The following is a 19,224-nucleotide window of genomic DNA, read 5'->3' as shown; positions in this document are numbered from 1 at the left end:
CGTGGCGGGCGCACCACCCAAGCGCCCCCCAACCCTGTCAGACCGGCACGCCGCTGTGAAAGCGCAGCTGGCTGTCCGGTTCGCTGATTAAGCGCGCTTCGACCTCACCCATCTTCTGCACTCGCGCCGTGATATCCGTCGGCGAAATCAGCGCCGCCAGCGCCAGATAATCCTGATAGTGGCGCGCCTCGGAGCGCAGCAGCGAGACATAGAATGCCGCCAGCTCCCGATCGAGATGCGGCGCCAGGCTGGCAAAGCGTTCGCAGGATCGCGCCTCGATATACGCCCCGCAGATCAGCTTATCCACCAGCGTTTGCGGCTCATGGGTTGCCACTTCGCGCAGTAATCCTTTGGCATAGCGGCTGGCGGTAATGCGCGCATAGGGGATGCCGCGCGCCTGCATAATCTCCAGCACCTGATAAAAGTGGTGCAGCTCCTCTTTAATCAGCAGCACCATCTTATCCACCAGCTCGTCGCCGTAAGGCACCTCTTCGCGGCTGATAATGGTTTTCGACAACCCTTTGTGCTGTTCAAGGAAAGTGAGATCGGCCTGGTCGTTGTGGACAAAGTTTTCCCACGGTTTCAGCCACGCCAGCAGCGCATCGCCGCTCTCTTTGTCGGCCACGTATTTGCGGATCAGCCACATTGCGGTCTGGGCCGCTTTCAGCTCGCACACCAGGTGGTCGGTGAGCAGCGTTGCCAGGTTTTCCGGCTGGCGCGCGGCATCAATCCAGGCTTGCGGGGTGCGGCAGTGCAGGAAGCGGGTGACGGGGGCAAGAAGGTGTTCGATGTTCATCAAAGCAAACTCTGTAGGGGTCAGGCATGCCTGACCCGTCTGATACAAAATTAATGGCGGATGCCGTTGTCTTCGCCGTCGATCTCTTCGCCGTCTTCGTCGTCTTCCTCTTCGCCGTCGGGATCTTCGAAGTAGGTGCCCCAGCCGTCGTAGTCGACGTTAAACTTCGCCACCAGGTCAATCAGCTGCTCAACCTGCGCGTCAATCAGCTCGGCGGTCAGCGCGCTCTCACTGATGATGTCGCAGCACTGCACTTTGGTGCCATCTTCCAGATCCAGCTCTTCGGGTTCAGTCACTTCATAGCCCAGCTTGAAGGCTTCTACCGCGGCTTTTTCCAGCGCGTCGAAGCTGTCACAGGAGAGATGATGCTCAATGGTGTACAGTGCATCAGGGTCGCTGCCATCATCCAGCAGCTCTTCAATAATCAGCCGCGTCTCTTCACGCTGCTCTTCCAACAATGCTTCGTTAGCCATGATCCATTCCTCATTAGGGCGTTATTTCCAGTATTTTCCCACAGTGCCCTCCGCGCCACTACCTTTAAACAAAAGTTTCTTCACGCCGGGGTTGAAAATGCATATTCATACGGTTAAATTGAATTTTAATTCATTAAAGGTTATCCGGAGTGCGTTATGAGTCACTTATATCACCGTCACTTTCTCAGGCTGCTGGATTTCACTCCCGCTGAAATCACCGGCCTGCTGGCGCTGGCGGCCACGCTGAAGACTGACAAGAAAAATGGCGAAGAAATTCAGCACCTGAAAGGCAAGAATATTGCGCTCATCTTCGAAAAAGACTCGACCCGTACCCGATGCTCTTTCGAAGTTGCCGCATTCGATCAGGGCGCCAACGTCACCTATCTTGGCCCTAGCGGCAGCCAGATAGGCCATAAAGAGTCGATGAAGGATACCGCCCGCGTGCTGGGCCGCATGTACCATGCCATCCAGTATCGCGGCCACGGCCAGGCGCTGGTGGAGTCGCTGGCTGAACATGCCGGCGTGCCGGTATGGAACGGGCTGACTAACGAGTTCCACCCTACCCAGCTGCTGGCCGACCTGCTGACCATGCAGGAACATCTGCCGGAAAAAGCGTTCAGCCAGATGACGCTGACCTACGTCGGCGATACTCACAACAATATGGGTAATACCCTGCTGGAAGCCGCCGCGCTGATGGGCATCGACCTGCGCCTCGCCGCGCCGGAAAGTTGCTGGCCGGACGCGGAGCTGGTCGCCGAGTGCCGCAAGGTGGCGGAGAAAACCGGCGGCAAAATCACCCTGACGGCCGATATTCACGCGGCGGTCAAAGGTGCCGACTTTATCTATACCGACGTCTGGGTGTCGATGGGCGAGCCGAAAGAGGTGTGGCAGGAGCGAATTGCCCTGCTGCGCCCTTACCAGGTCAATATGGCGATGCTGCAGGCTACCGGCAACCCGCAGGTGAAGTTCCTGCACTGCCTGCCTGCGTTCCACGACGACCAGACCACGCTCGGCCAGCAGATGGCGCAGCAGTACGATCTGCACGGCGGCATGGAAGTGACGGACGAGGTGTTTGAATCCGCGCACAGCGTGGTGTTTGATCAGGCGGAAAACCGTCTGCACACCATCAAGGCAGTGATGGTGGCGACCCTGGCGCAGCCCGGCTAAATCAGCCAGAGCAAACGATTACCTGCGCGGCGATTTTCGCTTGCCGCCGCCAGGTGAATGCGTATAATGCACCCCGTTTGCCGGGAGGATGCATGAAATCAAACAGCCAGAAAAATGCCGAACTGACGCACCGTAATCGTGGCGGGCAGCATGCTTTTTCCTTCCGTGGCACTCCCGATCATCAAAAAAAGCCCCTCATTGAGGGGCTTTTTTTTGCCCGAAATTCAATGCAAATGCTTTGCTCTATAGCATTCCTGATGCAGCAAGGCGGCAACTGAGTGAATCCCCGGAAGCTTACATCAGCCAGTGACCGGGGTGAACAAAGGCAGCCAACACAGCTGGATCATGAATGATGACGAGCAAGAGGAGAGTGAAGATGGCCGCTAACCCGCTCTATCACAAACATATTATTTCAATTAACGACCTCAACCGTGACGAGCTGGAGCTGGTGCTGCGTACCGCCGCCAGCCTGAAGGCCAATCCGCAGCCGGAGCTGCTGAAGCATAACGTGATTGCCAGCTGCTTCTTTGAGGCCTCCACCCGTACCCGCCTGTCGTTTGAAACCGCCATGCATCGCCTTGGCGCGTCGGTGGTCGGTTTTGCCGACGGTGGCAACACCTCGCTGGGCAAGAAAGGCGAAACCCTGGCGGATACCATTTCGGTGATTGGCACCTACGTTGATGCCATTGTGATGCGTCACCCGCAGGAAGGGGCCGCGCGCCTGGCGACCGAGTTCTCCGGCGGCGTGCCGATCCTCAACGCCGGCGATGGCGCTAACCAGCACCCGACCCAGACGCTGCTCGACCTGTTCACCATTCAGGAGACCCAGGGCCGCCTGAGCAACCTCAACGTGGCAATGGTCGGCGACCTGAAGTATGGCCGTACCGTGCACTCGCTGGCGCAGGCGCTGGCAAAGTTTGACGGCAACCGCTTCTACTTTATCGCCCCGGATGCGCTGGCAATGCCGGCCTACATCACCGATATGCTCGATGAGAAAGGGATTGTCTGGACGCGTCATGACAGCATCGAAGAGGTGGTGCCGCAGGTCGATATTCTGTATATGACCCGCGTGCAGAAAGAGCGGCTGGATCCGTCGGAATACGCCAACGTGAAGGCGCAGTTTATCCTGCGTGCCGCCGATCTGGCGGGCGCGCGCGACAACATGAAGGTGCTGCACCCGCTGCCGCGCATTGACGAAATTGATACCGACGTCGACGCCACGCCGCACGCCTGGTACTTCCAGCAGGCCGGCAACGGCATTTATGCGCGTCAGGCACTTCTGGCGCTGGTACTGAACAGCGAAGCGGCTCTGTAAGGGGATAATCATGACGCAAGATAATAAATTACAGGTTGAAGCAATCAAACGCGGCACGGTGATTGACCATATCCCGGCGCACATCGGCTTTAAGCTGCTGTCGCTGTTCCGCCTGACGGAAACCGACCAGCGCATCACCATCGGCCTTAATCTGCCATCGGGCGAGATGGGGCGTAAAGACCTGATCAAGATTGAAAACACCTTCCTGACCGACGACCAGGTGAACCAGCTGGCGGTGTATGCGCCGCATGCCACCGTGAACCGCATCGACGATTACAATGTGGTGGCGAAGATAGCGCCGACCCTGCCGGATCGCATCGAGCGCGTCCTGACCTGCCCGAACAGCAACTGCATCAGCCGCAGCGAGCCGGTGTTTTCCAGCTTCGCGGTGAAACAGCGCCAGCACGAGCTGCACCTGAAGTGCAAATACTGTGAGAAAGAGTTCGCGCACCATGTGGTGATGGCCAGCGATTAACCCCATTGCAATTGCCGTGTTGCGTGGGCAGGATGTTCCACGTGCCCGGTAAATACCAGGGCGAGGCATGCCCGGTAAACACAGGGCGAGGCATGCCTCACCCCTACGGAGAATTGCGTTTTGTAGGGGTCGGGCATGCCCGACCCGCAATCCCCCTAACAAACACCTTCAGGAGAAACTATGTCGCGTGAAATCAGTACGGAAAATGCCCCAGCCGCCATCGGACCTTACGTTCAGGGTGTCGATCTTGGCAGTATGATCATCACTTCCGGCCAGATCCCGGTCGATCCAAAAACCGGCGCGGTTGCCGACGATATCGCTGCACAGGCGCGCCAGTCGCTGGAAAACGTGCAGGCCATTGTGGAAGCAGCCGGTCTGAAAGTGGGCGATATCGTGAAAACTACGGTGTTCGTTAAGGATCTCAACGACTTTGCTACCGTTAACGCCACTTACGAAGCGTTCTTCACTGAGCACAACGCCAGCTTCCCTGCACGTTCCTGTGTGGAAGTGGCGCGCCTGCCAAAAGATGTGAAAATCGAAATCGAAGCGATTGCCGTTCGCCGTTAAGCGGCGCGCATGCGTTAATTTGTCGGGGTCGATCGGCGATCGACCCGCAGTCATTCCCCATTTCGTAGGGGTCGATCAGCGATCGACCCGCAGTTATTTCCCGTAGCGCAATAATTTCTCAATCGGATAGACCAGCGCAATCACCACTTCATCCTGCGTGAGTGCCGCCTGGTCCAGCAGCTGATGCATCTTCGCCACTTCGCGTGCGCCGAAGGTTCGCTCCGACTCCATCGCATCCAGCAGTGACAGCCCCATCTGACTGATCGCCGCCACCTGTCCCGCCACCGGCAGCAGTGGCCGCAGCTGTGGGTTTTGCGCCAGCAGCGGCTCCACCTGCGGGATATTTTGCTGCCACGCTCTGAGCTGATGGCGAATCGCCTGCAGCGCCTGACGGTCGCCGCGATTGACGATCAGGGCATCGACCTGATGGTCCAGTTCGCGCACTTTATCGCTCTCCGCCGGCAGGATATCGGCCAGGCGATTAAAGGGTTCGGCCAGCGTGTAGTGCCCGGCCTGATATTTCAGGTGCTGGCGGGTATACCACTGCGCGGGCTCCAGCGCCTCGGCAAAAATCTGCAGGGGGATGATGTCGCTGCTGTTCGCCAGCCGGGTCATTTGCAGCTGCTCCTGCGCGTGCTGCTGTAGACCGACCGACACCACCGACCAGCTGTCGACCGCCGCCAGCCGTCGGTACATGTTCTGCACGTTGTTGACGTCCTGCGCCGACCACAGGCGCTCACCCACCACAAAAGCGCGGGGCCACAGGCGCACATCAATCACGCTCTCATCAACCATTTCGGCCCACAGGGCGGCTTCGCCACCCAGCAGATTATTGCGCAGCTGCGCCTCGTCGGGCACCGGAGGCGCAATGCCGGGCGGCGTCTGTGCCAGGCGGGTGCCCGCCGTCGGATAGCGCACGTTGCCAATGCGCCAGTAGCCGCTGATTTTGTCCCCCGTCACGCTGAGGGTCGGCTGTAGCTCCCCCATCCAGCTGTCGACGCGGAAGGTGAACTGATTCGGCGCCAGCCAGCGCACGTCACGCACCATGCGGCGTGAACGCCCGTCGAAATCAATAAAGCCGCGCCAGCCGCCGACGGCGTCAATCAGCGTAAAGCTCCCGCTCAGCGGCTTACCCTTAAGGCGCGGCAGCGTGAACTGCCAGCTCTGGGCCACTTCTTTGTCCTGCAGCCGATCTGCGCCTTCCAGCCCCTGTGGCCACACTTCATTACGGTAGTGATAGCTGGCGGGCTGCGCCTGGTCGAGATAAAAGCCGGTGGAGAGAATGCCGCGATAGTCGTTTTTCGCCACCTCACCCAGCGCATCCGGCCCCTGCCAGGACTGGATCACAATGCTGCGCAGCAGGTCGGGGTGATAGATCTCATCCCAGCCGACCATCTGGCGCCGATGCTTTTCGAGGATCTTCTCCACGCGCTGATTAAAGTACGCCTGCAGCGCATGGGCATCCTTCAGCCCCTGCTGCTGCATAAACTGCCGGATAGCCTCAGAGCTGTTCCACTGGCTGGCATCGACCTCATCGCCGCCGATATGGATATAGGGGTCGGGGAAGATGGCCGACACTTCACCCACCAGGGTGTCGATAAACTGATAGACCTGCTCATTAGACGGGTCGAGCAGCGGCTTGAATACCCCCCAGCCGCGCTCCATCTGATACGGTCCCGGCGCCGATATCAGCTGCGGCATCGCTACCGCCAGCGCCGAAGCATGGCCCGGGAAGTCGATCTCCGGCACCACGCGCACGCCGCGCTCGCTGGCATAGCTGACGATATCACGCATCTGCTGCTGGCTGTACCACAGGCCGTCGCTGGCCTTTTCCTGCAGCTGCGGGTAGTGGCTGGAGGCGAAGCGCCAGCCCTGATCGTCCGTCAGATGCCAGTGGAACACGTTCATCTTTGCGGCGGCAATGCCGTCGATCTGACGCTTTAGCGTCTCAATGGGCAGGAAGTGGCGCGCAGAGTCGATCAGAATACCGCGCCACGGGAAGCGCGGGCGGTCGTTGATGGTGACCAGCGGCAGCGCGCCGTTATGCACCAGCTGCAGCAGGGTCTCCATGCCGCGCATCGCGCCAAAACGCGTCTCAGCGTCGAGCTGTATCCCGGCGCCGTTCACCGTCAGCCGGTAGCTCTCATCGCTGTCCGGCTGCGGCGTAGGGGCCACCTTTCGCGCAATGGTGATCTTAAGCGTGGTGGCGCTGCTGGAAACCGGCAGGCGCGGATTGCCGGTCTGGCGTGCCAGCCGTAACTGCCAGCGCGGCAGCGCTTCGCTCAGGTCGTCGCCGCTTACCTTCACCTCCAGCGGCGTGGTCAGCGCCAGGCTACCGCCGTCCTGCGGCTGCTCCACCTGCTGCGGCCACGGCATCAGCGGGAGATCGCCCGCAGGTGCTGAAAGAACAGAAAATGGCAGGAACAGGGAGCAGACAAGCAGCGCGCGCGGCAGTGACCAGGGCATATTAAGATCCTTTAATAATGGTGTTCCCTTAAAACATAATTCGCGGGTTACATCAAGTTACACTCCTGAAAAGCTGCGCCAGCGCGACCTTTTACCTTTGTCAGCTAAATACCCCTGACGGAGGGTGCGGGTTAGCCAGACACTGGCTACGCTTATCCCATCAGCCTAACCCACAACTCTCCGGACTGAGCGATGCATAAGATTCCACCCTGGTGGCAGAATGGCGTGATTTATCAAATCTATCCCAAGAGTTTTCAGGACACCACCGGCAGCGGGACCGGGGATTTAGCAGGGGTCATCCAGCGGCTGGATTATCTGCAAACGCTGGGCGTCGATGCCATCTGGCTGACGCCCTTCTACCTTTCGCCGCAGGTGGATAACGGCTATGACGTGGCGAACTACACCGCCATCGATCCGCAGTTTGGCACGCTGAGCGACTTCGATACTCTGGTGGCGGAGACCCACCGGCGCGGGATGCGTATCATCCTCGATATGGTGTTTAACCACAGCTCGACCCAGCATCACTGGTTTCATGAGGCGCTCGACCCGAGCAGCCCTTACCGCTCCTACTATATCTGGCGCGACGGCACCCCGCAGCAGCAGCCCAACAACTGGCTGTCGAAGTTTGGCGGTAGCGCCTGGCGCTGGCATCCGGAGAGCGGCCAGTACTATATGCATCTGTGGGCGCCCGAGCAGGCCGAGCTGAACTGGGAGAATGAAAACTTACGCGCCGAACTGAAGCAGGTGGTGAACTTCTGGGCCGATCGCGGCATCGACGGGCTGCGTCTCGACGTGATTAACCTGGTTTCCAAGCAGCAGGATTTTGCCGATGACCCCGGCGGGGACGGGCTGCGCCTGTATACCGACGGTCCGCGCATTCATGAGTTTATGCAGGAGATGAGCCGCGAGGTGTTCCGCCCGCGCCAGCTGGTGACGGTCGGCGAGATGTCGTCCGCCACTCTGGAGCACTGCCAGCAGTACGGGGCGCTGAGCGGGGAAGAGCTGTCGATGGTGTTCAGCTTCGATCATGTCGAAGTGGATTTTTATCACGGCCAGAAGTGGACGCTTACCTCGCTCGATCTGGTGGCGCTGAAGGCGATTTTTACCCACTGGCAGCAGGGCATGCACAATCAGGCGTGGAATGCGCTGTTCTGGTGTAATCACGACCAGCCGCGCGTGGTGTCTCGCTGGGGCGACGAAACGCAGTATCGGGTGGAGTCCGCCAAGCTGATGGCGTTGGCGCTGCACGGGATGCAGGGCACGCCCTATATCTTCCAGGGGGAGGAGCTGGGCATGACCAATCCGCACTTCACCCGCATCATTGATTACCGCGATATTGAGAGCCACAACATGTACGCCGAGCTGCGAGCGCAGGGGCGCGACAGCGACAATTTGCTGGCTATCCTCGCCAGCAAATCGCGCGATAACGGGCGCACGCCGATGCAGTGGGACAGCAGCGAGAACGCGGGCTTCAGCAGCGGCACGCCGTGGATTGGCATGAGCGACAACTTCACCACGGTGAATGCTGCGGCGGCGCTGGATGACGAGAATTCGGTGTTTTACTGCTACCAAAAGCTGATCGCCCTGCGCAAACGCTATGCCATTCTGACGTTTGGCGACTATCTCGACCTGCTGCCCGACCATCCGCGGCTGTGGTGTTATTGCCGCCGCATAGCGGGGGAGACGCTGGTGGTGGCCACTAACTTCAGCGGCGACACGCAGGTGTGGCATCCGCCTGCCTACAGCGGCCACTGGGAGGTGTTAATCAGTAATTACCCGGACACCCACGTCACGCCGGGCGAAGTGATGCTGCGGCCGTGGGAAGCCGTGTGGTGGTATCAAAAAACAGCGTAAGGGTCTGGGCGGGGCCGGCCTCGCCCCTATAGCGTGACCCCACTCTTAAATATCGCCAGCTCGCGGAAATCGTTCACTTCGTTGCGCGTCTGACGGCCGTTGGCGATCGCCACAATGGTATCGACAAACTGCGCCAGCAGTTCGGGCATCGGCGTGCCGTGGATCAGCTGCCCGGCATCGAAATCAATCCAGTGCGGCTTCTTCGCCGCCAGTTCGCTGTTGGTCGCCAGCTTTACCGTCGGCACAAAGCCGCCGTAAGGCGTACCGCGCCCGGTGCTGAACAGCACCATATGACAGCCCGCTCCCGCCAGCGCGCTGGTGGCAACCGCATCATTACCCGGCGCGCTGAGCAGGTTTAACCCCGGCTGTTGCAGGCGCTCACCGTACTTCAGCACGTCCACCACCTGGCTCTGCCCGGCTTTCTGCGTGCAGCCCAGCGACTTCTCCTCCAGCGTGGTGATGCCGCCCGCTTTGTTGCCCGGTGACGGGTTCTCATAAATCGGCTGGTTGTGGGCGATAAAATAGCGTTTGAAGTCGTTGATCATGCGGACGGTACTGGCAAAGGTCGCTTCGTCGCGGCAGCGGCTCATCAGGATGCGCTCCGCACCAAACATCTCCGGCACTTCGGTCAGCACCGTGGTGCCGCCGTTGGCGATCATCTGGTCGGAGAAACGCCCGAGCAGCGGGTTCGCGGTGATGCCGGACAGGCCGTCGGAACCGCCGCACTCAAGGCCGAACTTCAGCTCGCTGAGCCGCCCCGGCTGACGCTTGTCGTGGCGCATCACGGCGTACAGCTGGTGCAGCCGCTCCAGCCCCGCTTCCACCTCGTCGTCCTGCTGCTGGCAGATCATAAAGCTCACGCGCTGCGGGTCGAACTCGCCCAGCGTCTGGCGAAACACGTCCACCTGATTGTTTTCACACCCCAGCCCAATCACCAGCACCGCGCCGGCGTTCGGATGGCGCACCATGTTTTGCAGCATGGTGCGGGTGTTTTCATGATCCTGCCCGAGCTGTGAGCAGCCGAACGGATGGCTGAACAGATGCACGCCGTCGATATCCGCTGCGTTATCCGTCTCTTTCAGGAAGCGTTGCAGGATCTGGCGCGCAATGCCGTTGACGCAGCCTACCGTCGGCAGGATCCACAGCTCGTTGCGGATCCCCACCTCCCCGCTGGCACGGCGGTAAATCTGCACCTCACGGTCCGCAGCCTGCGGCGGCAGCGTGGCGAAAGCAGGCTGATAATGATAGTCGTCGAGATCGTTGAGATTGGTGCGCGCATTGTGCGAGTGGATAATCTCTCCGGCGGCGATCGGCTGGGTAGCATGGCCGATAGGCAGGCCGTACTTCACCACCAGCTCGCCCCCGGCCAGCGGCTGCAGCGCAAATTTATGCCCGCGCCCGACCGCCTGTTTCAGCACCAGCGGCTGCTCACCCTCGCTGATGCTCTCCCCTTCCTGCAGGTCGCGCAGCGCCACGGCAACATTGTCGAGGCTGTGGATCTTAATGATGCTTTGCATGTATCGGCCTTAGTTCAGCTGCGCCAGCGCGGCGCGCATCCCGAGCGTGTTGATGTGGTGTAAGTGAGCGGTAACCTGCGCCGCCAGCCCCGGTAACCTGGTTAAATCCTGCCCCCAGTGCGCCGCATCGCTTAGCACCTCGGCGACCAGCCGTTCGAGAGGAATGTCGCGGCACTCAACCTGCGGCCACAGCGTGGCGAAGCGCTGCAGCCAGTGCGCGTCATCCTGCAGGCTGTAGCGCACGCCCGCCCGTTCACCGCGGTAGTAAGCCAGCAGCGCCGCCAGCGCGAAGCTGAGGCGCGGTGACGGCTGGCCGTGCCGGGCGATCTGCCACAGCAGCGCGGGCAGCAGGCGGGTGCGGAATTTGGTCATGCCGTTCAGCGCGATGGCGCTGAGCGAGTGGCGAATATAGGGATTGCGAAAGCGGCTCAGCACCGCATCGGCAAACGCATTCAGCTCGTCACGCGACTGCGCCAGCGTCGGGATAATCTCATCACGCAGCGTGCGCTCAACAAACTGCGCCAGCGCGCTGTCGTCCATCGCTTCTCCCACCGCCTCCAGCCCGGCCAGAAACGCCACCGGCACCATGGCGGTGTGCGCGCCGTTGAGGATCGCCACCTTGCGCTCTTTATAGGGTTTGATGTTGTCCACCAGGCGGATATTCAGCGCCAGGCTGTCGAGCCGCAGCTCGTCGGCCAGCGCTGGCGGCCCCTGGATCACCAGCTGGTAATAGACCTCCCCCGCCACCAGGTAGTCGTCGCGATAGCCCAGTTCGGCCTGTACCCCGGCGGCATCGTCGGGGTAGCCGGTAACAATGCGGTCCACCAGCGTGGAGCAAAAGAGGTTGTGTTGCTCAACCCACTGCATAAAGGCGGCGGGCAGCTGCCAGTGCTGCGCGGTTTGCCGCACGCAGCTCAGCAGCGCGGCGCCGTTATCGTCGATCAGTTCACAGGGCAGCATCACCCAGCCCTTGTCCGTCGCGCCGTCAAAGTGCTGCCAGCGCTCAAACAGCAACCGCGTCAGCTTCGCCGGGAAGCTGGCGGGCGGTGCGGCGTCCAGCCGATCCTGCGGGTCAAAGTAGATCCCCGCTTCGGTAGTATTGGAAACCACAACACGTAGCAGCGGATCGCACGCCAGCGCCAGAAACTCGGCAAACTGTTCTGCCGGCTGGATCTCACGATTCAGCGAGCGGATCAGCCGCGGTTCGCTCACCACTTCACCCTGCGCATTGATGCCGCGGATCAGCGTGGTATACAGCCCGTCCTGATGATTCAGGCTGCGCGGGCTGTGGCTGCTGCGCGGCCTGACCACCACGATCCCCGCATCGAGATCGCTGTGCTGGTTGAGCAGATCGATCTGCCAGTCGATAAAGGCGCGTAAGAAGTTGCCCTCCCCGAACTGGATAATGCGCTCGGGATAGTGACGCCCCGGAAAATCGCGGCGGTTCAGCTGCTGCATGTGCACCTCTCCTTACAGCTCGATGGCGAAGTAGTCGCGGGCGTTGTTAAAGCAGATGTTCTGCACCATTTCGCCCAGCAGCGCGATATCGCCCGGCGCTTCGCCTTTTTCCACCCAGCGGCCGATCATCTGGCACAGCAGGCGGCGGAAATATTCGTGGCGCGTGTAGGAGAGGAAGCTGCGGCTGTCGGTCAGCATGCCGACAAAACGGCTCAGCAGGCCCATCTGCGCCAGCTGGGTCATCTGCCGCTCCATGCCGTCCTTCTGGTCGTTGAACCACCAGGCGGAACCAAACTGCATCTTGCCCGGCTGCCCTTCACCCTGGAAGTTTCCGGCCATGGTCGCCAGCACCTCGTTATCACGCGGGTTGAGGCAGTAAAGGATGGTTTTCGGCAGCGCGTTATCGCGGTTCTGCGCATCCAGCAGTTTCGACAGCGGCTCCGCCAGCGGGCGGTCGTTAATCGAGTCGAAGCCGACGTCCGGCCCCAGCAGCTGCAGCTGACGGCGGTTGTTATTGCGCAGCGCGCCGATGTGATACTGCTGCACCCAGCCGCGACGGGCGTATTCTGCGCCCAGCCATACCAGCACCGCCGTTTTAAACTGCGCAACTTCAGACTCGGGCGGGATAGTCCCGGCCAGGCGGCGGGCAAGAATGCCGTCCAGCGTGGCTTCATCCGCTTCGCCATACAGCACCACGTCCAGCGCGTGATCCGACACCTTACAGCCGTGAGCAGCGAAGTGATCGAGGCGCGTGTTCAGCGCACGCTTAAGGTCGTCAAAGCGCGTGATATCGGTATCGGAGACTGCCGCAAGGGTTTGCAGATAGTCGGTGAACCCTTCCGCTTCGATATTAAAGGCTTTATCCGGCCGCCAGCTCGGCAGCACTTTGGTGGCAAAGCTGCCGTCTGCGGCCAGCGCACGGTGGTGGCGCAGATCGTCAACCGGATCGTCGGTGGTGCCAACCATCTTCACGTTCATCTGCTGCATGATGCCGCGCGCGCTGAAGGCATCCTGCGCCAGTAAATCGTTGCACTGGTGCCAGATAGCATCGGCGGTTTTTGGCGACAGCAGCGTGTCGGTGATGCCAAACGGGCGGCGCAGCTCCAGGTGCGTCCAGTGGTACAGCGGGTTGCCGATGGTGTCCGGCACCGTGCGCGCCCAGGCGTCAAACTTTGCGCGGTCGCTGGCATCCCCGGTACATAACGCTTCCGGCACGCCGTTGGCCCGCATGGCGCGCCATTTGTAGTGGTCCCCTTTCAGCCAGATATCGTAGAGATTGGTAAAGCGGTAATTTTCGGCAATCTGCTGCGGCGGCAGGTGGCAGTGATAGTCGAAAATCGGCTGATCGGCAGCGTAGTCGTGATAGAGCCGACGGGAAAACTCACTCTCCAGTAAAAAATCTTCACTCATAAAGCGCGACATAGGGTCTCTCCTGCTTTGTGACAATGCCAGTAAAGTTATCATACCAATTATGGCGAACGCTGAATAAATAGTGAGAATCCGATCACAAATACACCACTAAATATCGCTGTAAAACGGCTCCACCCGGCAGAAAAGACGCTATCCGGCGCTCTTTTCAGCGATTTTATTATCCCTCATTGCAAAAATGGTTTTTGTGATGGCATTCAACTTTTAAATCTGTATGACAAGTTATCGTGACGGCGTTTTGTCAATCTATGTACAGATTTCTCACTGATGTGCGGGTGCTGATATGCAGCAAGCCGTCCCGCTCGATAGCGGTGTTCACCTCGGGTGCAACATCAATAATAATTACGGGAAGAGGTTTTAAATGCGTAAAATTAAAGGGTTACGCTGGTATATGATCGGTCTGGTGACCATCGGTACCATTCTGGGCTACCTGACGCGCAACGCCATTGCGGTGGCGGCCCCGACGCTGGAATCTCAGCTGCATATCACCACCCAACAGTACTCCTATATCGTTGCCGCCTACTCAGCCTGTTACACCATTATGCAGCCGGTGGCGGGCTACGTGCTGGACGTGCTCGGCACCAAAATTGGCTATGCGATGTTTGCAATTATCTGGGCGATTTTCTGTGCCGCCACCGCGCTGGCAGGCAGCTGGGGCGGGCTGGCGCTGGCCCGTGGCGCAGTCGGTGCGGCGGAGGCAGCGATGATCCCCGCCGGGCTGAAGGCCAGCAGCGAGTGGTTCCCGGCGAAGGAGCGTTCGATTGCCGTCGGCTACTTTAACGTTGGCTCTTCCATCGGGGCGATGATTGCTCCCCCGCTGGTGGTGTGGGCGATTGTCGCGCACAGCTGGGAGATGGCCTTTATCATCACCGGCGTGCTGAGCCTGATCTGGGCGCTGTGCTGGCTGGTGTTCTATAAGCATCCGAAAGACCAGAAGAAGCTCGACCCGGAGGAGCGCGACTACATTCTTTCCGGCCAGGAAGCTCAGCATCAGACCAATAACGGTAAAAAGATGTCGGCCTGGCAGATCCTGCGCAACCGCCAGTTCTGGGGCATTGCGCTGCCGCGCTTTCTTGCGGAACCCGCGTGGGGCACCTTCAACGCGTGGATCCCGCTGTTTATGTTTAAGGCTTACGGCTTCAATTTGAAAGAGATCGCCATGTTTGCCTGGATGCCGATGCTGTTCGCCGATCTCGGCTGCATCGTTGGGGGTTACCTGCCGCCGTTTTTCCAACGGGTGTTTGGCGTGAACCTGATTGTCTCACGCAAGCTGGTGGTGACCATGGGCGCGGTGCTGATGATCGGCCCCGGTACTATCGGCCTGTTTACCAGCCCGTATGCGGCGATTGCGCTGCTGTGCGTCGGCGGCTTTGCCCACCAGGCGCTGTCCGGCGCGCTGATTACGCTCTCATCCGACGTGTTTGGCCGTAATGAAGTGGCGACAGCCAACGGCCTGACCGGGATGGCGGCGTGGACGGCCAGCACCCTATTTGCGCTGGTGGTCGGGGCGCTGGCGGATACGCTCGGCTTCAGCCCGCTGTTTGCCGCGCTGGCGGTGTTTGACCTGCTGGGCGCGATAGTGATCTGGACGCTGCTGAAGAACCAGCCGATTTCCGAGCTTGAGCAGAAGAAGAAGGAGCGCGTGGTCGGGGCGGTGACGCAGCATTCGTGATTGATATGACGGGCGGACCGAAAAAGAGGGTCCGCCCCTACGGCTCCGCCAAATGCCAGAGGTCGACATTTTTTCGGTCGACCCTTCACCGCCAAAAGTGGTATAACAAATTCCATTATCACCCTGTCCTCAACCGGAGCGTGGATCATGGAACCGACCGACTCGCGTCGCCTTTACCAACAGCTGGCCGCCGAACTGAAACGCCGCCTTGAACAGGGTGTTTATCAGGTGGGCGACAAGCTGCCCGCCGAACGTTTTATTGCCGAAGAGATGCGCGTCAGCCGTACCGTGGTGCGTGAGGCGATCATCATGCTGGAGGTGGAAGGCTATGTGGAAGTGCGTAAAGGCTCCGGCATCCACGTCATCTCCCAGCAGCAGCAGAACCGCGTTAACACCGACAGCAATCTTGAATTTGCCCATTTTGGTCCGTTCGAACTCTTGCAGGCGCGCCAGTTAATTGAAAGCAATATTGCCGAGTTTGCCGCCACGCAGGTGACGCGCCAGGATATTGTGCAACTGATGGACATTCAGGCACAGGCCCGTAAGGAGGACCGCTTCCGCGACTCCGAATGGGATATGAAATTTCACGTGCAGATTGCCCTCTCCACCCAGAACAGCGCGCTGGCCGCAATTGTCGAAAAGATGTGGCTGCACCGCCGCCACAACCCCTACTGGCTGAAGCTGCACGAGCATATCGACGACAAATCGATTGAGAGCTGGTGTGAAGATCATGACAACATCCTTAAAGCGCTGATGCGTAAAGACCCTGCTGCCAGCAAGCTGGCGATGTGGCAGCACCTGGAAAACACCAAGCAGATGCTGTTTCATGCCACCACCGACGATTTTGAATTTAACGTCGACCGCTATATGTTTGCTGAAAATCCGGTGGTCACCCTCGATACCGCTGCCAACGACGAAAAATAGCACTCTTGATCCAGGCTGGCCTAACCCATTGAGTAAAATACGTTCAATAGTGTCAGCCTGTGTAAAACTCCTTCCTGCCAGCCGATTCCAACGGTAAAACATCGTTGGCCCGGTGTTTCTTCCTGTCCAGGCTTACGTAATTTTGTTACAGTTATCTGGCTTTTTTTACCCTTGCAACAGGGTGCAAAAAGCACAGTGATTTTCACTGGCTTCGCTGTTCAGCCGCTCGTTACATGGCAAAAAGCACCGCTAAAATGATTAATTAAGTGTGTAAATAGCTGTAAGACGAGCCTACTTTGGTGTACAGGACGATTAATGGATATTTTCAAATCTCTGGTGCAGGCGCTGTGGCAACAGGATTACGCCACTCTGGCTGACCCGACGCTGGTCTGGGCCATCTATTTTGTACTGTTTATGATCCTTTTTCTCGAAAACGGCCTGCTGCCCGCCGCTTTTCTGCCTGGCGACAGCCTGCTGATTCTGGTCGGCGTACTCATTGCCAAAGGCACCATGAGCTTCCCGTTGACGATATTTATTCTTACCACCGCTGCCAGCCTCGGCTGCTGGGTCAGCTATATTCAAGGGCGATGGCTGGGCAATACTGCCACCGTGCAGAAATGGCTGGCGCATCTGCCGGCGCAGTACCATCAGCGCGCGCATCAGATGTTTCACCGCCACGGGCTGTCAGCCCTGCTGATTGGCCGTTTTATTGCTTTCGTCCGCACGCTGCTGCCCACCATCGCCGGCCTGTCTGGCCTGAGCAATGCGCGCTTTCAGTTTTTTAACTGGATGAGCGCCCTGCTGTGGGTGCTGATTTTGACCGTGATGGGCTTTGCGCTCGGTAAGACGCCGATTTTCCGCAAATATGAAGATCAGCTGATGTTCTGCCTGATGTTACTGCCGCTGGTGCTGCTGGTGTTCGGCTTGTTTGGTTCGCTTTATGTCCTGTGGCGCAAAAAACATTCTAATGAGAAAGGAAACTCATAATGCCTGACTTTATTAAACTGCCCGCACGCTCGCTGCGGCTGCTTCCCTGGCTGGCGCTGGCGGTGGTGGCGCTGCTTGGCCTGGCGATGGTGCCTGCGCTGTTTCGCAGCGATACCGCCCTGCAAATTCGCGCGTCGCGCCAGGGGATCAGCCTGCCCGACGGCTTTTATGTCTACCAGCGCCTGAACGCGCAGGGCATCCATATCAAAAGCATCACGCCGGAACAGAATTCCCTGGTGATCAAGTTCGACTCCCAGGAGCAGAGCGCCGCCGCCGAAAAGGTGCTGCGTGAACTGCTGCCTTACGGATTTGATATCGCACGGCTGGATAATCAGGGTGCATCGAACTGGATTAACCGCATCAGCCTGCGTACGCAATCCATCGGCTAAGCCCTCTCGCCCCGCGCTCCTGCGGGGCTATCCCTAAGAATCCTCTCTCTTTTTGAGCTTTCGCCGTTTTCTGTCTATGCTTTATAAGCCGTAAATAGCGACACCCCTGTTTCAGGAACACGATATCTTCGATCCCGATATCCGCGCAAAGGAAGGTTACGACCACTATGACATACCGCATTATTCTCGGTGCAAGCCTGCTGGCTCTGGCCACCTTTAGCCAGGCGGCGTCCTTGTGCGAGCAGAAAGAGCAGTCTATCCAGCACGAAATCGACCTTGCGCAAAAGCATGATAACCAGCGCCGGGTCACCGGACTGGAACGTGCGCTGACGGAAACTCGCGCCACCTGTAGCGATGCCAGCCTGAGAGATGCACGTCAGGAAAAGATTAAGCAGCATCAGCAAAAAGTGGCCGAGCGTCAGCAGGAACTGAAACAGGTTGCGGACGGTGATGACCAGGAAAAGATCGCCAAGCGTGAAAAGAAACTGGCCGAAGCCCAACATGAATTGAAGGAAGTGCAGGCTGCCCCCTATTAAGGCCCTGTCAACGCTACTTAATATTATTAAAGGAGTTTTCCATGTCTAAAGATACTACCTCAGAACATCTGCGCGCCGAGCTGAAAAACCTGGCTGACACGCTGGAAGAAGTGCTTAGCTCCTCAACCGAAAAATCCAAAACCGAGCTGGATAAGCTGCGCAGTAAAGCACAGAGCGCGCTGAAAGATACCCGTGCCCGCCTGGGTGACTCTGGCGACCGCATCGCGCAGACCACTCGTGAAGCAGCAGAGCGCACCGATGTCTACGTGCGCGATAACCCATGGACCAGCGTGGGCATCGGTGCTGCTGTCGGTGTGGTTCTGGGCGTGCTGCTGACCCGTCGTTAATATGGCTGATAACCGTCAAAGCCAGGGCCCTGGCAAAGGGGTCATTAACATCGGGCAGCGCATCGTCACCACGCTGGTCGGCATGGTTGAAACCCGTATCCGTCTGGCGGTGGTGGAGCTGGAAGCTGAAAAAGCCAATCTGATTCAGATGCTGCTGATGATTGGCCTGACTATGCTGTTCACCGCGTTTGGTCTGATGAGCCTGATGGTGCTGATTATCTGGGCAGTGGATGCACAATACCGGCTGATGGCAATTGCCATTACCACCGGCGTGCTGTTCGCTCTGGCCTTGATATTGGGCCTGTGGACGCTGGCTAAATCGCGGCGTTCTACCCTGCTCAGCGCCACCCGCAAGGAGCTGTCGGAAGACCGCAAGCTGCTGGAGGATGAGTGATGAGCCGTGAACGTGAAGCCCGAAAGGCGGCGCTGCTGAAGGAGATCCAGCAGCAGCGCCTGGACCTGAGTGCCGGGCGTAAAGCCTGGCTCGTACGGACCGAGCGCTACGACCACGGCTGGCTGGCTCTCCTCAGCGCGAAACGCTATCTGGCGCTCGGCAGTGGTCTGATGGCCATCTGGTCGGCGCGCAACCCGCGCAAACTCGGCCGCCTGGCCCGACGTGGCCTGGGCCTGTGGAGTACCTGGCGCGTAGTGCGTAACTATCTGCCCCGCCGTTGATCGTTCTGCTTTTACAGCCGCGCTTAACCGGCGGCTGCACCTCACCAGTTTTCTTGAACAACTTCGACAGATTATCTCGCTTACAATAATTTCATCCCGCGCATATTATCTCCAGCAACGAACGGCACTGTGCGCTTAAGACGCCTCAGGCCTAAGTAAAAGCTCGGTCGGGCTGCTG

General features: G+C 59.1%; 20 protein-coding genes. 14 read left to right on the top strand and 6 right to left on the bottom strand.

Annotated elements, in window-relative coordinates; genetic code table 11:
* Window positions 1-37: 37 nt before the first annotated feature.
* Both miaE and rraB read right to left on the bottom strand, forming a co-directional pair.
* Window positions 38-796, bottom strand: coding sequence for a tRNA isopentenyl-2-thiomethyl-A-37 hydroxylase MiaE (miaE, locus tag ID864_RS10910; RefSeq protein ID WP_099754124.1), 759 nt, complete (start codon window positions 794-796; stop codon window positions 38-40).
* Window positions 797-846: 50 nt separating this feature from the next.
* The gene (gene rraB / locus ID864_RS10905; RefSeq protein ID WP_048917315.1) at window positions 847-1,269 is read right to left on the bottom strand and encodes a ribonuclease E inhibitor RraB; all 423 of its coding nucleotides are present in this window, start codon (window positions 1,267-1,269) and stop codon (window positions 847-849) included.
* Window positions 1,270-1,425: 156 nt separating this feature from the next.
* On the opposite strand from rraB, the gene argF reads away from it, so the two are divergent.
* From argF to ridA, 5 genes are all read left to right on the top strand, one after another.
* The gene (gene argF / locus ID864_RS10900) at window positions 1,426-2,436 is read left to right on the top strand and encodes an ornithine carbamoyltransferase (RefSeq protein ID WP_048917316.1); all 1,011 of its coding nucleotides are present in this window, start codon (window positions 1,426-1,428) and stop codon (window positions 2,434-2,436) included.
* A gap of 92 nt (window positions 2,437-2,528) precedes the next feature.
* Entirely contained in the window at window positions 2,529-2,714 is a 186-nt protein-coding gene (locus tag ID864_RS10895; RefSeq protein WP_062820885.1) for a hypothetical protein, read from the top strand.
* A 98-nt stretch (window positions 2,715-2,812) separates the two neighbouring features.
* The gene (gene pyrB, locus ID864_RS10890) at window positions 2,813-3,751 is read left to right on the top strand and encodes an aspartate carbamoyltransferase (protein ID WP_099754123.1); all 939 of its coding nucleotides are present in this window, start codon (window positions 2,813-2,815) and stop codon (window positions 3,749-3,751) included.
* A gap of 10 nt (window positions 3,752-3,761) precedes the next feature.
* Entirely contained in the window at window positions 3,762-4,226 is a 465-nt protein-coding gene (pyrI, locus tag ID864_RS10885; protein WP_048917318.1) for an aspartate carbamoyltransferase regulatory subunit, read from the top strand.
* Window positions 4,227-4,406: 180 nt separating this feature from the next.
* Window positions 4,407-4,793, top strand: a complete 387-nt coding sequence (gene ridA / locus ID864_RS10880) for a 2-iminobutanoate/2-iminopropanoate deaminase (RefSeq protein ID WP_048917319.1) — start codon at window positions 4,407-4,409, stop codon at window positions 4,791-4,793.
* 93 nt (window positions 4,794-4,886) lie between these two features.
* Here ridA and ID864_RS10875 read toward each other — a convergent pair whose 3' ends face one another.
* The gene (locus ID864_RS10875) at window positions 4,887-7,259 is read right to left on the bottom strand and encodes a beta-N-acetylhexosaminidase (protein ID WP_191149822.1); all 2,373 of its coding nucleotides are present in this window, start codon (window positions 7,257-7,259) and stop codon (window positions 4,887-4,889) included.
* Window positions 7,260-7,451: 192 nt separating this feature from the next.
* Here ID864_RS10875 and treC point away from each other — a divergent pair, with 192 nt between their 5' ends.
* Entirely contained in the window at window positions 7,452-9,113 is a 1,662-nt protein-coding gene (gene treC, locus ID864_RS10870; RefSeq protein ID WP_191149821.1) for an alpha,alpha-phosphotrehalase, read from the top strand.
* A gap of 26 nt (window positions 9,114-9,139) precedes the next feature.
* Here the strand turns inward: treC and ID864_RS10865 are convergent, their stop codons facing one another.
* From ID864_RS10865 to uxaC, 3 genes are read right to left on the bottom strand one after another with little or no spacing between them, the layout of a single operon-like run.
* Window positions 9,140-10,630 carry a UxaA family hydrolase gene (locus ID864_RS10865; protein WP_048917322.1) on the bottom strand — a complete coding sequence of 497 codons (1,491 nt, stop codon included), beginning with the start codon at window positions 10,628-10,630 and terminating at the stop codon, window positions 9,140-9,142.
* A gap of 9 nt (window positions 10,631-10,639) precedes the next feature.
* Window positions 10,640-12,088 (bottom strand): tagaturonate reductase, encoded by a 1,449-nt coding sequence (locus tag ID864_RS10860; RefSeq protein WP_191149820.1) that lies wholly within the window; start codon window positions 12,086-12,088, stop codon window positions 10,640-10,642.
* 12 nt (window positions 12,089-12,100) lie between these two features.
* On the bottom strand, window positions 12,101-13,510 hold the full coding sequence (gene uxaC, locus ID864_RS10855) for a glucuronate isomerase (protein ID WP_048917324.1): 1,410 nt from the start codon (window positions 13,508-13,510) through the stop codon (window positions 12,101-12,103).
* Window positions 13,511-13,877: 367 nt separating this feature from the next.
* Between uxaC and ID864_RS10850 the strand changes: the two genes are divergently transcribed.
* The 8 genes from ID864_RS10850 (at window position 13,878) to ID864_RS10815 (ending at window position 19,046) form a co-directional block, all read left to right on the top strand.
* A complete protein-coding gene (locus ID864_RS10850) occupies window positions 13,878-15,188 on the top strand; it encodes an MFS transporter (protein ID WP_048917325.1) in 1,311 nt (436 codons plus the stop codon).
* A gap of 147 nt (window positions 15,189-15,335) precedes the next feature.
* Window positions 15,336-16,112, top strand: a complete 777-nt coding sequence (gene exuR / locus ID864_RS10845; protein ID WP_048917326.1) for a transcriptional regulator ExuR — start codon at window positions 15,336-15,338, stop codon at window positions 16,110-16,112.
* Between the two features lie 315 nt (window positions 16,113-16,427).
* A complete protein-coding gene (locus ID864_RS10840; protein ID WP_048917327.1) occupies window positions 16,428-17,099 on the top strand; it encodes a DedA family protein in 672 nt (223 codons plus the stop codon).
* On the top strand, window positions 17,099-17,488 hold the full coding sequence (gene mzrA, locus ID864_RS10835) for an EnvZ/OmpR regulon moderator MzrA (RefSeq protein WP_048917328.1): 390 nt from the start codon (window positions 17,099-17,101) through the stop codon (window positions 17,486-17,488). Before ID864_RS10840 ends, mzrA begins: the two co-directional genes overlap by 1 nt.
* A gap of 167 nt (window positions 17,489-17,655) precedes the next feature.
* Window positions 17,656-18,024: a DUF1090 domain-containing protein gene (locus ID864_RS10830; RefSeq protein WP_048917329.1), complete on the top strand. Its 369-nt coding sequence runs from the start codon at window positions 17,656-17,658 to the stop codon at window positions 18,022-18,024.
* A gap of 41 nt (window positions 18,025-18,065) precedes the next feature.
* On the top strand, window positions 18,066-18,371 hold the full coding sequence (locus ID864_RS10825) for a DUF883 family protein (RefSeq protein WP_048917330.1): 306 nt from the start codon (window positions 18,066-18,068) through the stop codon (window positions 18,369-18,371).
* Window position 18,372: 1 nt separating this feature from the next.
* Window positions 18,373-18,765 carry a phage holin family protein gene (locus ID864_RS10820; RefSeq protein WP_048917331.1) on the top strand — a complete coding sequence of 131 codons (393 nt, stop codon included), beginning with the start codon at window positions 18,373-18,375 and terminating at the stop codon, window positions 18,763-18,765.
* Window positions 18,765-19,046 (top strand): YqjK-like family protein, encoded by a 282-nt coding sequence (locus ID864_RS10815; protein ID WP_048917332.1) that lies wholly within the window; start codon window positions 18,765-18,767, stop codon window positions 19,044-19,046. Before ID864_RS10820 ends, ID864_RS10815 begins: the two co-directional genes overlap by 1 nt.
* Window positions 19,047-19,224: the final 178 nt, after the last annotated feature.

This window comes from Erwinia aphidicola (assembly GCF_014773485.1).
GTDB lineage: Bacteria > Pseudomonadota > Gammaproteobacteria > Enterobacterales > Enterobacteriaceae > Erwinia > Erwinia aphidicola.
The sequence above is the reverse complement of the archived record's forward strand: the minus strand, read 5'-3'. Positions and strand labels throughout refer to the sequence as shown.